Source organism: Clostridium aromativorans, assembly GCF_020908015.1.
GTDB classification, from domain to species: Bacteria; Bacillota; Clostridia; order Clostridiales; family Clostridiaceae; genus Clostridium_B; species Clostridium_B aromativorans.
On the sequence record NZ_JAJJPB010000004.1, the window covers coordinates 104,586 to 119,291 of the forward strand.

The window sequence follows — 14,706 nt, forward strand, 5'->3', positions numbered from 1 at the left end:
ATTCAGATTGTGATTTGAACTTCCTACAATTTTATAAGCAGACTTTTATAGAGCTTCAAGGTTGATTCTTTAGGCTTTATGTGGAGCTCCTTCTGGAACAAATCACTTAATTTTTTATAGTGTCTTACCAGAGCTGTCTTATTTCCCATATAAAAATAAATCTGCATCATGAGATCATGGGCCTCCTCGTCAAAAGAATTTGCCGCAATTGCCTTTTTCAAATATTCCTCTGATTTACTGTAAATTTTCATCTTCATATAATATCTGGCTATATTTTTGGTGCTTAGGGAATAGTATCTCACCAGTTTTTCATTTAGTTCCATATCCCATAGATAATCGTCATTTCCAAAAAGCACTCCCTTATAAAGTGCCGTATTTTTTTCCCAGTCACCTATATTCCTGTCATCAACCGAGGAATTATTTTCAATAAAACTTTCGAATTCCCAGCTGTCACAGTAAAAACTTTCAAAATCCATTCCATATTTTCCATTTTCACAGTATACTGTATTTTCTATTTCTGCTTTATTGAGGACAGTTTTTAACCTGTATATGGTACTGTACAGGTTGTGTTCAGCTTTTTTAGAATGGAATTTGGGCCAGAGTATGTCACAAAGCTCCCATTTACTTGTGCACTTTCCCTTCTTATGTACAAAATATGCAAACAGCTCCTGTACCTTTGAAGTGGACCATCTGGTGATTTCCCTTCCGGAACTGCCGTATACCCTGAAGGATCCCAAAATAAACATTTTGTTCTTTTTGTCATCTTCAGAGCTTTTCACTGCTGCATGCCGGTTTTTAAGAAGCCTGTCTACTGTTGCATTTAAATCCTCTTCCGTAATGGGTTTTAAAATATAGTTTACCGCATCTACCTTAAATGCATCCAGAGCATATTTTTCATAGACGGTTACAAAAACTATCTGGATATCTTCATTGAAATTTTTTATTTTTCTCGAAAGTTCAATGCCATCCATAAAGGGCATCTCCACATCTACAAAAACAACATCCGGCAAAAGTCCCGGTATACCTTCCATGGCCTCCCTGGAATCAGTGTACTGCCCCACTATTTCAAGATGCCTGTTTCTGCCGATAACCAGCTTCATCAGCTCCAGTATAGGCCTTTCATCCTCTACAATTACAGTTCTCATCAATTATCCCCCCGCAAGACATATAAATTATTCATAAACTTTTAATAAACATATCAACAATTGTTCCTTTTCCCTCAATACTGTGTATATCTATATCTCCCTTTTGAAGTTTTCTAATTCTCCTGCTGATATTTGAAAAACCAACCCCATTATTGTAAACTTCACTATTTCTAAGTTCCTCAAGTTTCTCATCATTCATGCCAATACCGTTGTCCTTTACTGAAATATGAATTGTATTTTTTTCCTTACTGGCAGAAACATATACGGTTCCGCCTTCCCTTTTCCCCAGGAGGCCGTGCTTTACAGCATTTTCCACTAAGGGCTGAATGCAGAGGACGGGGACTTTTTCTCCCATAATCTGATGCTCAACGTCATATTCGATGTGAACCTTGTCGCCAAAACGTACCTTCCCTATTTTAATATAGGCATCCACCATTTCAAGCTCATGCCTTAATGGTACAAGCATCATCTTATTGTCTATATCAAAATTTAATCTGAGATATCTGCTGAAATCGGTGAGGAGCTGCGCTGCCTTTTCTCCATCGGTATAACAAAAGGAAATTATGGTGCTTATGGTATTGTACAGAAAATGCGGCTTTATCTGTGCCTGAAGAAAAGCCATCTCATTTTTCAGCGCATCTTCCATGAATTTTTTCAGCTGAATCAGTGTCCTCACCCTGGCAGTGATTTCCCTTTCCTCAAAAGGCTTGGTTATAAAATCATTGGCCCCTGCCTCAAAACCCAGGAACAGATCATAATTCACGTCTTTCAAGGTGGATATGAGTATGGGAAGTTCTATAAGAGAGTATTTTTCCCTGATCTTCCTGCATACATCTATACCGGAAATTCCCGGCATCATAACATCAAGAAGTACCAGGTCCACTTTATTGTCTTCTACTTTTTTCAAGGCCTCTTCTCCCGAGAGTGCAGTTAAAATATTATATCCTTCCCTGTAAAATATGTTGAGGGCCGTCTGTACATTGAATATTTCATCATCTACTATCAAAATAGTGCCTTCATTTTTTCTGCCCTGTACTGTATCAGAATAATCTGTAGAAGACAGGCTGTGGAAATACTCTTCATTCCTCTTCCTGTTCTCCTCATAGACATCATTTTTTTCTTTTGAAACCGGCAGTGAAAACACAAAACGGCTTCCCCTGCCCTTCTCCGACCAGTCCAGATATATTTCACCCTTCATGAGTTCCACCAGCTGTTTTGTTATATACAAACCCAGCCCGATGCCCTCTGGATTCAAAGATTCATAGGGCATAAAAACCTTATGCTGCTTGTCCTCAGGTATTCCTGGGCCTGTATCCTCCACCGACACATATACCATGTCACCTTTTCTGCTGCAGCTTATCTTTATAGTACCTTTGTCCATATTTTTTACAGCATTGCCCACCAGATTGAATATCACCTGCTGTATCCTGCTCTCATCTGCCTTTACCAATACCTCTTCCCTTATATTGTTGATGATATTTATGTTTTTCTTCTGTAATATGTACTTGTAGCTTTCCACCACTATACTCGCACAGACTTTTACATCCACCGTGCATATGCTTATCTTCAGCTGTCCATTTTTCAGCAAAGTTATGTCCAGTGTGTCATTTACGATATTTGTCAGCTTCAAAGCCATATCTTTCAGTATTATTATATCTTTGACATTTTCATCTTTCATATAACCGCTGTTCTCTTTGATTATGGTCTCGGTTATGTTGATTATTCCATAGAGGGGAGCTTTGAGTTCATAAGAAGTCCTGGCAATAAACTCATTCTTCACCTTATCCATTCCTATGAGCTCCCCCGACATTTTTTCCATATTTTTATAGGCATTCAAAAACCCATTGGATAAAATAGTAAATAAAAGTACCATAGATCCGCAGAGTGCTGCAGAACCCACAAGTTTGGTGCTTGTCAGATTCAATTCATATAAAAAATTATTCACCAGGCAAATACTGATACATATTATAGCCTCCAGAAAAAGGCCGGCTTCTTTTTTATTCATGGAACCACAGGTATCCTTTATGTTCATAACCGTAAGTTTTAAAATTATCATGATCAGAAACGCCGTGATAACTATATATTTGGGTAAATCCAGGTACATGTACACAGGATAGCTGACAGTTAAAACTACCAGTACATAAACTATACTTATCACATTGACAGCTTTGACAGTGATTTTTGACAATATGTTTTTGTTGAATTCCCTTATAATCCAGGCCAGGGATGCTATAGTCAGTATTACTGCCATTTTCTTAATCTTACATTCCAATTCAAATGGAATGACCGGGAATAACTGTACAAGCAGTTTCTCTCCATTAAAAAGCAGGTCGACGGCAAAGGACAGAAAGCTTATTCCAAGGTATAAAAAACTTTTGTCCTTTTTCCATGCGGCATATACATACAAGCTATAAACGGCAAGCAAAAACATCAATATGGTTCCCGCCAGTTCAATGGAAGAATTGGTAGTAGTCATGAAGCTGATATTTTTTTGAAGTCCGAAGCATATTTTATACAATGTGCCCTTAAGAGGATACCCAAAATTGGCAGACTGGATAATTATTTCAGCTCTACTTCCCTGAATATTAAAATATGTATCATAAGGAATCATTCCAGCATGGTATCCATTATTTTTTTCAGCAGGGTTTCCACTGAAGCCCCTTAAAATTCCATTTACAAATAATTTATTGCTCGTCCGCACATTCTCAAGTTTAAGTCCAAATACTTTATCGGAAGGTTTTACTTTCACAACTAACCTGTAAGTTCTCACTCCTTTGGGTTCCATAAATTTATTATTTTTATCATTTTGCCTGGTGGAAGTAAGTTTGATATATCCTGTCAATCTTGGCTTTACACTGCTTTTTCTTGTAAAATTTTCTGGAGCAAGCAATTGATGATCATACAGCTCCCACTGTCCATCAAGATTTACAGGACCGTTTTTTTTAAAATTCCACTTTGAAAGATCCATTTTTCCACCAAGTGCAGGATTAGGTTTTTTGATGGAGATTACATCTGAAAATGATATAAAAAATGAGATTGACAGCATACCCATAATTATTATAAATCTCAATATATTTTTCATTAAATGCCAGTGCCCCTTTTAAACATTTGATAATTTTATAATTATTAGATTACATTTTATTACAAATAATACATCTTTTCATTTTTTATTTATAATTTTATTATATACTTTATAGTGGCGTTAATCATTTATTTATAATAAATATATATTGACTAATTTATTGTCGAATATTACTATATAGTATATAATGTAAATTATATTACCTTAAATTTGATAATATTAAATTTATAATTAACATGGCTTATATAATTATTTTTTTAATATAATTGTTATTTTATTTAGAATTTACGTTAATATTTGGAGGGAAGTCCATTGAAAAAAGTAAATATAATAGGCTTAATACTCATTCTTATAGGCATTTCAATACTTGTATATGCCTTTGGAACTAAATATTGGACAAGATATACACAGAATAATATGGTAAAAAACTACGAGCAGAAAATTAAAGAACATAAAGGAAAGGTCAAAATTTCCAAAGACAGTGCCGATTCTTCTGTAAATTACGGCACGGTTGGTATTCTCATCATACCAAAAATAGATTTGAAGGTAGCAGTAGGAGAGGGAACTGACATGAATACATTAAGGTATGCCGTGGGACATTTCAAGGGAACTGCAATGCCCGGAGAAAAGGGAAATTTTGCCTTAGCAGGCCACAGGAGCTATACTTTCGGGCAATATTTCAACAGATTGGATGAACTTACAACAGGTGATGAGATCAGGGTGAAAACGGTGAAGGGATCCTATAAATACAAGGTATACAATACAAAAGTCGTTCTTCCTGATGAAGTAAATGTACTAAATCCCACCAAAGATGCAACTATGACTCTCATCACCTGCACTCCCATAAGGGTGGCCACACACAGGCTTGTAATAAGTGCAAGACTGGATAATTAACAATTAATAGTTAACAGTTGAGTCCTATTTCATTTCCGCTCCAGATTGCCTCCATTATATTGGCAGTTTCATAGGCATCTCCCACAAGGTATAAATCCGCTATCTTACCATTGAGTTTGTCGTAGAGTTCTCTGTCAGACCTGAAGCCAACGGCAATTATAACGGTATCCGCAGATACATTTTGTTTCTTAAAACTGCTGTCAATAAGAACTGCACCGTCTTCAGTCACTTCCAGCAGAGAATTTCCCGTAATAATTTTTATATTATACTTTTTCATAAGATCAATCAGCATTATTTTATTCATGTGTGGAATCGGCTTTCCTGCATTTAGTACACTGTCTCTGGCTTCTACAATTGTCACCTTTTTACCCTGTTTTGCAAGGTAAAGAGCAGTTTCACATCCTACAAGTCCGCCGCCTATCATGAGTACATTCTCTCCTGACTGTTTACTGCCGTTTAAAATTTCAACTGCTGTTGAAACTTTATCTTTTTCTATGCCAGGTAATTTGAGTCTAATATCTTTCGCTCCCGTTGCAATGATCACAGCATCAGGCTTTTCCTTCTGCACCATATCCTCCGTTACCTTAGTGTTAAATATTATTTTAACTTTAAGTTCTTTCATCTCATTTCTATACCAGTCAAGCAGCCTCCTGTCATCCAGCTTAAAATCCGGTACAGATCCTGGAATAACTTCTCCGCCAAGTTCATTAGTGCTTTCATAGAGTGTAACATTGTGTCCTCTCATAACAGCAACTCTGGCCGCTTCCATTCCTGAAATTCCTCCTCCTACAACCATGATCTTCTTGCTTTTAATTGCAGGCTTTATTTCATAATACCTCTCTCTTCCAACCGCAGGATTTACGGTACAGCTCAATGGTTTCCCCTCAAATCCTCTTCCAAGGCATCCTGTATGGCATCCGATACAGGGACGAATTCTTTCAGGATGATTCCCAAGAGCTTTTTTCGGCCAGTATGCATCACAGAGAAGAGGTCTTCCGAGCCCGATCATATCCGCAGAACCATCATCAAGAGCTCTCTCCGCAAGATCCGGATTCCCAAGTTTGCCTGCAACTATGACGGGAATATTAACAGCTTTTTTCAATTCCTTCGTATAAGGCAAATATAATCCATCTTTTTGATAGAGAGGCGGATGTGACCAATACCAGGCATCATATGTACCCAAATCAGTGTTAAGTTCATCGTATCCCGCAGTCTCAAGTATTTTTGCAGCCTCAATGCCTTCTTCCAGATCCCTGCCTTTTTCAATATAATCTTCCTCCGGAAGTCCACCCTGCCTCCAGTCCTTTATACAGCTCTTTACACTGTATCTCAGACCCACAGGAAAATCATCCCCCACTTCAGCCTTTATTCCCTGTACTATTTCTACGGGAAGTTGAAGCCTTCCTCTCAGATCACCACCGTATTTGTCAGTTCTCCTATTAAATATTGAAAGAGTAAACTGATCCAGCAGATACCCCTCGTGCACTGCATGTATTTCAACTCCGTCAAACCCTGCCTGTCGTGCAATTTCAGCACCTTCAACAAATTTTGTCACTATCCATTCAACTTCCGAAGTAGTAAGGGCTCTGCAGGTGACAGTAGGATCCCAGTAATTAGGAATATCCGATGCAGATACAGGCTGTGCTCTCAAAAGTGTACCTGGTGCACCGCTTCTTCCGAAACCCATGGTAAGCTGCAAAAATATCTTTGAACCGTAGGCATGAACCCGCTCCGCCATCTCAGAAGATGTCATCAAAAATCTACCTGGATTTATTGATATAATGGGAATTATACCAGGTACCACCTTATCCAGTTCATTTTCCACTTTGGTAATACTTGTTATAATAAGGCCCGTTCCGCCTTTTGCCCTCTCCACATAATAGTCTATAGCTCTCTGGTTATAACACCCTTCATTATCCACAAGCCCAAAAGCTCCCATGGGAGCCATGGATATTTTATTTTTTATTTCCACCTTTCCTATTTTAATAGGCTGAAACAAGGATTTGTTTTTCATATTAATTTTTACCTCCTACTTATATATTTAAACTCTATTTTATATTTTCCCTCTTTAGTTTAAATATACTGTAGAATACTAATTTTATAACCACAATACCTAATCTTTTGCCAAAACGCTTTTACCCCTCCAGCCGACTGAAAAATAAGATCCAATCAAAATAAAGCATATTCCAATTGTAGTATTTGCAAGTATTGTCTCTTCCAATACAATGAGTGCAAAAATTGGTGCCAAAACCGGCTTAATAAAGAAAACCATGGAAGCCATAGATGCTGAAGTCTTGTCCATTGCAAGGAAATAAAACATATATCCCATCCCGGTTACTACAATTCCAAGAAACATTACAGGAATTATATTGACAGAACTTATTCCATAAAAAATAGGAATGTCTGCCATAAACCTTAAATTTTCATTAGTACCTATGAAATTTATAATGACAGGCATTTTGGATATCAGCATTAGAAAAAACATGATTATATCTCCTGTCAAAAAAGTCATGCAGTTTAAAACCATGCACCCATATCTCTCCGATCTCAGCTTTCCTATTACAGCATATATTGAAAAAGATACTGCAGAGAGAAAGGCAAATGATATTCCCTTCATATCACTGTTTATCCCAAAAGGATTCAATATAAAAACCATGCCTACTATACTCAACACAACTGATATAACAGTTCCCCTGTTCATCTTTTCCTTTAAAACAAAATAAGCAAGGATAATTGTAAATACCGGATTAGTACTAAAAATTATTGCTACAGTAGATGCTTTTGTATATGTAACTGCCAGCTGGAAAAATGACATGCTGACTACCACGCATAAAAATCCTGTCATCACAAAGTAGAGGAAATCCTCTTTCTTAAGTTTGATCTTCTTATATTTCATGGATCTAAGAGCAAAGGGCACTAAAAATAAACCACCTATTAAAAACCTTAAAAAATTCAGCTGAAGCGGATTTACTCCAACTATAAGTTTTCCCGTAATCTCCATGGTACTGAAAATCACCGCAGTCAAGCCAATAAAAATATATCCCAATTCACGTCTTCCTTTCAAATATAAATGTCAATCAACAAATTCGAACACATTTTTTAGAGTATACCCGTCATGATAAATTGTCAACTTACATTTGAATTCACTTGAATTGGCCTTACAGGATGAAAACATTTTTATATGCACTATTCTGGTTAGGATATTATTCTTACAATTATACATACTATTATTGAAAGTTTAAATTAGGAGGAAGTTTTTAAAGATGAACAATGATTTTTATTTAAATTTTACAAAATCCATTCCACAGCAGAAACAAATCAAACAGCCCGGAGTGGAATCCGAGATGAATCCAAAGCCAATAAGCGAAAACCCTGAATATAAAGGTTCGGATAAACTGAAGGATAAAACAGTTTTAATTACAGGAGGGGACAGTGGAATAGGAAAAGCGGTTTCCATAGCTTTTGCTAAAGAAGGTGCGGATCTGGCAATAGTGTACTATAATGAACATTCAGATGCGGAGGATACAAAAAAAATTATAGAAAATTCAGGAAGAAGATGTCTTTTAATTCCCGGAGATGTTTCAGATCACAATTTTTGTAAAACCGCCGTTGAAAAAACCATAGAGTTCTACAGCAAAATAGATATACTCATAAATAATGCAGCAGTACAATTTCCACAAAACAGCATCGAAGATATAACAGAGGAACAGCTGGAAAAAACATTCAAGACAAATATCTTCAGCATGTTTTATATTACCAAGGCAATAATGCCATATTTCAAACCAGGCTGCTGCATAGTAAATACAGCTTCCATAACAGCCTACAGGGGGAGTAAGGACCTAATCGACTATTCTTCTACAAAAGGTGCAATTGTGTCCTTTACCCGTTCTCTGGCGCTGTCACTTATAGGCAGTAATATAAGGGTCAACGCCGTAGCACCGGGGCCTATATGGACACCTCTCATACCCTCTTCCTACAATGCACAAAAAGTTGGTGAATTTGGTTCTACTACACCCATAGGCAGGCCAGGTCAGCCGGTAGAGCTGGCATCCGCCTACGTATTCCTGGCGTCATCCGAAGCTTCTTACATCACCGGTGAAACCATACATGTAAATGGCGGTGATTTTATAGGAGGCTGATCTATATGTACATAAAATTTCTAAAATTATCCCCGCTAATTTTTTATACTTCTGCATAATTAAATTAAAATTAAAGATAATAGATATTGGTAAATAAAAATATGAAAGGAGAAATATACACTATGTCACAGTTAAATCAACAGGAACTTCAAAATCTGAGACATCTCATTGGAGCTCACGAAACAGCTTATGAAAAAATGCAGGCATACATGCAGAATTGTACTGATCCACAGGTGAAATCATACTTTCAAAAATCAGCACAAGATGCCCAAAAAACAAAACAACAATTAATGTCATTTCTAAATTAGGAGGTAAAAAACATGCAAGACAAAGTAATGATAAACGACGCACTTTCCATGGCCAAAGGTGAATTAACAACCTATGCCAATGTAATAGCTGAATGTGCTAATCCCAATCTCAGATCAACTATTCAACAGATTAGAAACAACTGCGAAACATCTCAATATGAACTCTATAGGCTTGCCCAATCAAAAGGCTATTATAAGCCTGCAATAATGGCTGACAGCAGTGACGTTCAGCAGGTAAAATCGCAGTTAATGGGACAATAGCACTGCTCTGCATCTTAATTTTCAAAAATTCAGTAAATTCGAGCAGCGACAAATATCAAAGATAGCAGTACTCCCTAAAATTATAATCATTTGATAAGTATCAGTTTTCACTGATACTTATTTTTACACAGAAAGTTAACTTCACAAATCAAAGCTTCAGTTCCCCTGCTGCAAGAGCTGCTCCAATGGCTCCTGCATATCTTCCATATTTGTGGCTCTTGACAGGCTGCTTAAGTTTTTTAGAAAGACTGTCCATTATATATTCGTTATTGCTCAAACCCCCTGTTAAAAAGTAATTAAACCCCTCTCCATGTTTCTGGCAGAGAGATTTCACCTTACTTGTGATAGAATCTATTATGCCAAAAGCTATGTCCTCTCTTTTACTTCCGCTGCTTATCAGTCCTATTATTTCGGATTCGGCAAATACAGTGCACATGGAACTTATGGTTATCCCATTTCCATGTTTTGCCCTTTCGCATAGTTCTTCTATTTCCAATCCCAGAGTGCCTGCCATAAGTTCCAGGAATCTTCCCGTGCCAGCAGCACATTTATCATTCATTGTAAATCCGGTGACTCTACCGTCTTTCACAGTAATCACCTTGGTATCCTGCCCGCCTATGTCGATCACAGTACAGTCATTTTTAAAAAGATAGAAAGCTCCCTTTCCATGACATGTAATTTCAGTTATTGTCTTATGGGCATATGGAACAGATACTCTTCCATAACCTGTAGCAACTATTTTACAATTTTCCTCTGTAAATCCGATGTTCTTCAGACGGAGTTTTATATCGCCGGCAACTTTAACACTGCTCCATCCTGTGGGAAGTACAAATAATTTTTGGATTTTTTTATCAAATATGCAAACTTTTGAAGCCGTAGAGCCTATATCTATTCCTACACAAGTCATAAAATACCACCTTTATCTACAAGAATATCATTTTACAGTAACCTTCACAGCTATAAATAAGGATTTACTATTTTTTTATTTACAGAATGTAATCCAAGGGTTTTCACATTATAATTGTATATCAATTCCTTTATTTTTTCTTCGTCTTCTTTATTATACATTATAGATATTCCACAGCAAGATGAAATCTCTCTTGGAGTAGGTACAATTGTATATCTAATTTTATTTTTCTTTAACAATTTTTCCATTTTTATACCTTCTGTATGGCAGGGAAACAGTATATAATATCTTACAGTATCCACCCCATCAACTCCTTTATTAAAAAATTCAAAAAATGCCTGAAGATTCTCTTTTAAAAAGCTTCAGGCATTTTTTTATCCGAACGCTACCATTGCTAATACTCCAACTTCTTAAAGCTTACGATAAGTACTGCTACGCGCCTGGATAAGTTCTTCCCCTAAAGGATAACGTATTCTAAGTGCTGAAGACACTAAGAATACTGTTAATAAGGTTCAGATGGAGTAAGCATTCCTTATAAGCAAACTCTATCTGAACCTAAGAATCACTTGATCTTTCAGCTACACCGCGCAGTCAATCTAAATCATTTCCAAAAATGCCTCAACTCTGGTCTTTATCTGTCCGGAATCCTCTGTGGAATAATCTGTTTCTATCTGCATAACAGGTATGTTTTTCTCTTTTAATGCTCTTTCCACATCCCTGTGTTCTACAGCATAAGTATGACAGAAAGAAAGATTGGCATCTATTACTCCATCTGCATTGTATTCACCTGCATATTTTATTATATCATCAATTCTGCCCGTATTGGGCGTAAAACAGGCACAATTTATCTTCATATACCTGTCTGCTATATTTTTAATCAAATCTTCCAGGGTTTCTCCCTTTTCGTCCACTTCATTTTCGAAATATCTTGTGCCGGTACAGGTCTCTTCAACTACTATCTGCGCATTTAAGCTCTCTACAATGGAATGAAGTTTCCAGTTGGGAAGTCCCATAGGAGTTCCTGTTATCATAACCCTCTTTTTACCTTCATCCTTCATCCCACTTTTTACTCTCTCGTCCAATTCATCGCAAAGCTCATTTAATTTTTCTGTGAATCTCTGTGGATCATCAAAAAATGCAACCTGAGATATCAAAAGTGCATCTAGTCCGCTTATTGGAGAAGGTTTATATTTTCTCAAGCCATACAATCTCTTCAATGCCCTTCTCTTTAAATTGATAATTTTTATGCCTTCTCTTAGGCTCTCAACAGTAACCTTATTTCCGGTAAGTTCTTCCATCTTGCCTATAAAATCCTTTATTTCCCCTATCCACTGATCATAATTCTTTTCCCTTTTCATCTGGGGAAGTTCCATAACATGTACCGGCACATAATCATTCAATACTTCCCAGGCTTTCTTTTTTCCATCACAGGTTGTCTCTCCAATTACCATATCGCAGGATTGAAAATAAGGACATGTTCCTCCCACTTTTGCCCCCATGAATGCTTTGATCAAAGGACACATATTCCTAGGTAAAACCTTTTCACCGTCTTCAACCCAAAATTGAGATCCTGAACAAAGCCCTACTCCTATTGCATTTGCTGCAAGTATAACTTCATCTGGTACAAATACACAAAAGGTTCCGACTACTTTCCCGCCATTTTTCTTATGCTCGTCCAACTCTTTAATTCTAAATCCATGTATTTCAGCCAATACAGAATTAAAATAATTCATCCTCTCAGGTCTATTTTCTTGAGTGAGATATGTTCCCTCATATAATTTTGGCAGCACAGCACACAACTCATCATGCTTTTCCAAATCGACCCCAAGTTTGCTCCAAAGTTCCCTATAATCAGCCAATATTTATTCCCTCCTCTATTTAATATAAACTAACTTCTTCACCAGGTATCTCCCGATGTCTTACTGGATATAATTCGGTACACTTTTATGGTATCATAAATAATCATCTGCATTTATCATATTATATTATAGACATATCATTGATCATTAATTTTAATTATGTCGAATTTTTGTTAACTATACAACTTTCACTATTAGCTTTTTACTGTACTCAAAGATCACCTGATAAACTACAAGACATCAGGAAAGAATTTTCCTGATGTCTACATACCTGCCTTTAATTAAAATAAAATGCTATATAGAGTACTTATTCCAACAAATCTAAGAATATTGCAATAAGCGACTATTTTTCTCCAATTCTTTTTCTATTATTTTTGCAACAGTAGCTATATCTACATTTCCACCGCTTACAAGCCCTACTACATTTTTGCCTTCTATTCCGCTTACTTTTCCAGCCAGTAAAGCTGCCAGGGGCAGTGCACCAGCACCTTCAGCTATCAGTTTGTTTCTTTCCATTAACGAAAACATTCCAAATGCTATTTCTTCCTCACTCACAGCTACAACTTCATCTACGTACTTTTGAATATATTCAAAACATTTATCTCCAGGGGCACAGACAGATGTACCATCAGCTATGGACTTTGCACCAGGGAGTGTGACTACTTTTTTCTGTTCCATTGAAACTTTAGTAGAAGCTATGATCTCAGGCTGCACTCCTATAACTCTTATGGAAGGTTTTATGGATTTAACTGCCGTAGCAACACCTGATATCAATCCACCTCCACCTATTGGAACTATCACTACATCCGCCTCAGGCAATTTATCCAATATTTCGATTCCTATAGTTCCCTGACCTGCCATTACATCCACATCATTATACGGATGAACAAAAGTAGCTCCCGTTTCCTTCTGAACTTCTACTGCCTTAGCATAACATTCATCGTAAACCTGGCCTGCCTGAATTACTTCAGCTCCATAACCCTTAGTAGCTTCAACTTTTGCTTTAGGTGCAGTAGCAGGCATAACAATTGTAGATTTTACTCCAAAAGCCGTCGAAGCATAGGCAACTCCCTGAGCATGATTACCCGCCGAAGAAGCTATAACTCCCTTTTTCTTATCCTCTTCACTCAGATTAACCAACTTGTTATATGCACCTCTTAATTTAAAAGCTCCTGTTTTCTGTTTATTCTCACATTTCAAGTACAGATTACAGCCGCATTTTTTGGAAAAAGTACTGGTGTAAAAAAGAGGAGTTTCCCTTACTACATCTTTAATATTTTCTTTAGCCTTTTTGATCCTTTCTAGATTTAGTTCCATAACTCATTCCCCCTGTCAATATTATTTTAATTGTTTACGTACCTTCATATATATGTAATTTATGCATAAAAAAATTCATTTATTTAAAAAAGTCCTGTAAATATATATGATTAGGTATTTTATGTGATAAACGTTTTCATATCTACAATATGTTTGTCGAATTCTTACACATATATGAAAATGTAATTTATGCACATATGAATCATTATTTCAAGTCTATAATAACATATTTTTTTATTTTATACAATTTAATTTTGTAGAATTTAATTAAATTATTTGAATCATATTTTAAAGTTAATGAATAAAATATTTCTCAGATGCTTTAATTTCGACATTAAAATAAGCTATCTTAAAAAATTTCAAGATAGCTTATAAAAAATATACAATACGCCATTTTTAACTCTCTTCCAATGCCCATCCTCTTACATCTTCATACAGTTTATCTATAGTTTCAGGTATAACTTTACTTTTTAGATATTCCATTTTTTGTTCAATATCATCTCTGCTTTTTAAATTTTTATACTTGTCACAGTCAATTCTTATAATTTCCAGTTCAGCTTCATTTGAATCTTCCTTTAATACATATTCCTTATTTTCGAAATATATATCAATATTACCGTCAGCACCAATGCTTAGAATTCCTTCTCTTTCTTCTTCATGTTTTCCTGAAACCACCTGTCTAAATAACTCATTGAGCCCATTTTCCACTTTGTCTCTATTTTCTTCTAGAACCTCCAACCATTCCCTATACATATTAAACCAACTCCCTCCAAGCACTTTATTTAATTCTACCA

At 36.2% G+C, this 14,706-nt stretch carries 12 protein-coding genes and 1 pseudogene; 4 read left to right on the plus strand and 9 right to left on the minus strand.

Annotated features, from left to right (window positions below; genetic code table 11):
- Positions 1-23 precede the first annotated feature (23 nt).
- Together LN736_RS05545 and LN736_RS05550 are read right to left on the minus strand one after the other, a co-directional pair.
- Entirely contained in the window at positions 24-1,145 is a 1,122-nt protein-coding gene (locus LN736_RS05545; protein WP_150355588.1) for a response regulator, read from the minus strand.
- A 31-nt stretch (positions 1,146-1,176) separates the two neighbouring features.
- Positions 1,177-4,227 carry an ATP-binding protein gene (locus tag LN736_RS05550; protein WP_229981160.1) on the minus strand — a complete coding sequence of 1,017 codons (3,051 nt, stop codon included), beginning with the start codon at positions 4,225-4,227 and terminating at the stop codon, positions 1,177-1,179.
- A gap of 312 nt (positions 4,228-4,539) precedes the next feature.
- On the opposite strand from LN736_RS05550, the gene LN736_RS05555 reads away from it, so the two are divergent.
- Entirely contained in the window at positions 4,540-5,121 is a 582-nt protein-coding gene (locus LN736_RS05555; RefSeq protein ID WP_150357439.1) for a class D sortase, read from the plus strand.
- A gap of 10 nt (positions 5,122-5,131) precedes the next feature.
- Here LN736_RS05555 and LN736_RS05560 read toward each other — a convergent pair whose 3' ends face one another.
- Together LN736_RS05560 and LN736_RS05565 are read right to left on the minus strand one after the other, a co-directional pair.
- On the minus strand, positions 5,132-7,135 hold the full coding sequence (locus tag LN736_RS05560) for an oxidoreductase (RefSeq protein ID WP_179978461.1): 2,004 nt from the start codon (positions 7,133-7,135) through the stop codon (positions 5,132-5,134).
- Between the two features lie 99 nt (positions 7,136-7,234).
- Positions 7,235-8,167: a DMT family transporter gene (locus LN736_RS05565; RefSeq protein WP_150357435.1), complete on the minus strand. Its 933-nt coding sequence runs from the start codon at positions 8,165-8,167 to the stop codon at positions 7,235-7,237.
- A gap of 217 nt (positions 8,168-8,384) precedes the next feature.
- On the opposite strand from LN736_RS05565, the gene LN736_RS05570 reads away from it, so the two are divergent.
- The 3 genes from LN736_RS05570 (at position 8,385) to LN736_RS05580 (ending at position 9,829) form a co-directional block, all read left to right on the plus strand.
- Positions 8,385-9,260 (plus strand): SDR family oxidoreductase, encoded by an 876-nt coding sequence (locus tag LN736_RS05570; RefSeq protein ID WP_229981161.1) that lies wholly within the window; start codon positions 8,385-8,387, stop codon positions 9,258-9,260.
- Between the two features lie 122 nt (positions 9,261-9,382).
- A complete protein-coding gene (locus tag LN736_RS05575) occupies positions 9,383-9,568 on the plus strand; it encodes a hypothetical protein (RefSeq protein ID WP_150357431.1) in 186 nt (61 codons plus the stop codon).
- Between the two features lie 12 nt (positions 9,569-9,580).
- The gene (locus LN736_RS05580) at positions 9,581-9,829 is read left to right on the plus strand and encodes a spore coat protein (protein WP_229981162.1); all 249 of its coding nucleotides are present in this window, start codon (positions 9,581-9,583) and stop codon (positions 9,827-9,829) included.
- Positions 9,830-9,977: 148 nt separating this feature from the next.
- On the opposite strand, the gene LN736_RS05585 is transcribed toward LN736_RS05580, so the two are convergent.
- From LN736_RS05585 to LN736_RS05605, 5 genes and pseudogenes are all read right to left on the minus strand, one after another.
- A complete protein-coding gene (locus LN736_RS05585; RefSeq protein ID WP_179978459.1) occupies positions 9,978-10,736 on the minus strand; it encodes an acyl-CoA dehydratase activase in 759 nt (252 codons plus the stop codon).
- A 50-nt stretch (positions 10,737-10,786) separates the two neighbouring features.
- Complete coding sequence (locus LN736_RS05590; RefSeq protein ID WP_150357425.1) at positions 10,787-11,038, minus strand: DUF3343 domain-containing protein; 252 nt, start codon at positions 11,036-11,038, stop codon at positions 10,787-10,789.
- Positions 11,039-11,332: 294 nt separating this feature from the next.
- On the minus strand, positions 11,333-12,595 hold the full coding sequence (locus tag LN736_RS05595; RefSeq protein ID WP_150357423.1) for a double-cubane-cluster-containing anaerobic reductase: 1,263 nt from the start codon (positions 12,593-12,595) through the stop codon (positions 11,333-11,335).
- Positions 12,596-12,922: 327 nt separating this feature from the next.
- A pseudogene (gene ilvA, locus LN736_RS05600) lies at positions 12,923-13,912 on the minus strand (threonine ammonia-lyase); the annotation flags it as partial.
- A 396-nt stretch (positions 13,913-14,308) separates the two neighbouring features.
- The gene (locus tag LN736_RS05605) at positions 14,309-14,665 is read right to left on the minus strand and encodes a hypothetical protein (RefSeq protein WP_150357419.1); all 357 of its coding nucleotides are present in this window, start codon (positions 14,663-14,665) and stop codon (positions 14,309-14,311) included.
- Positions 14,666-14,706 lie beyond the last annotated feature (41 nt).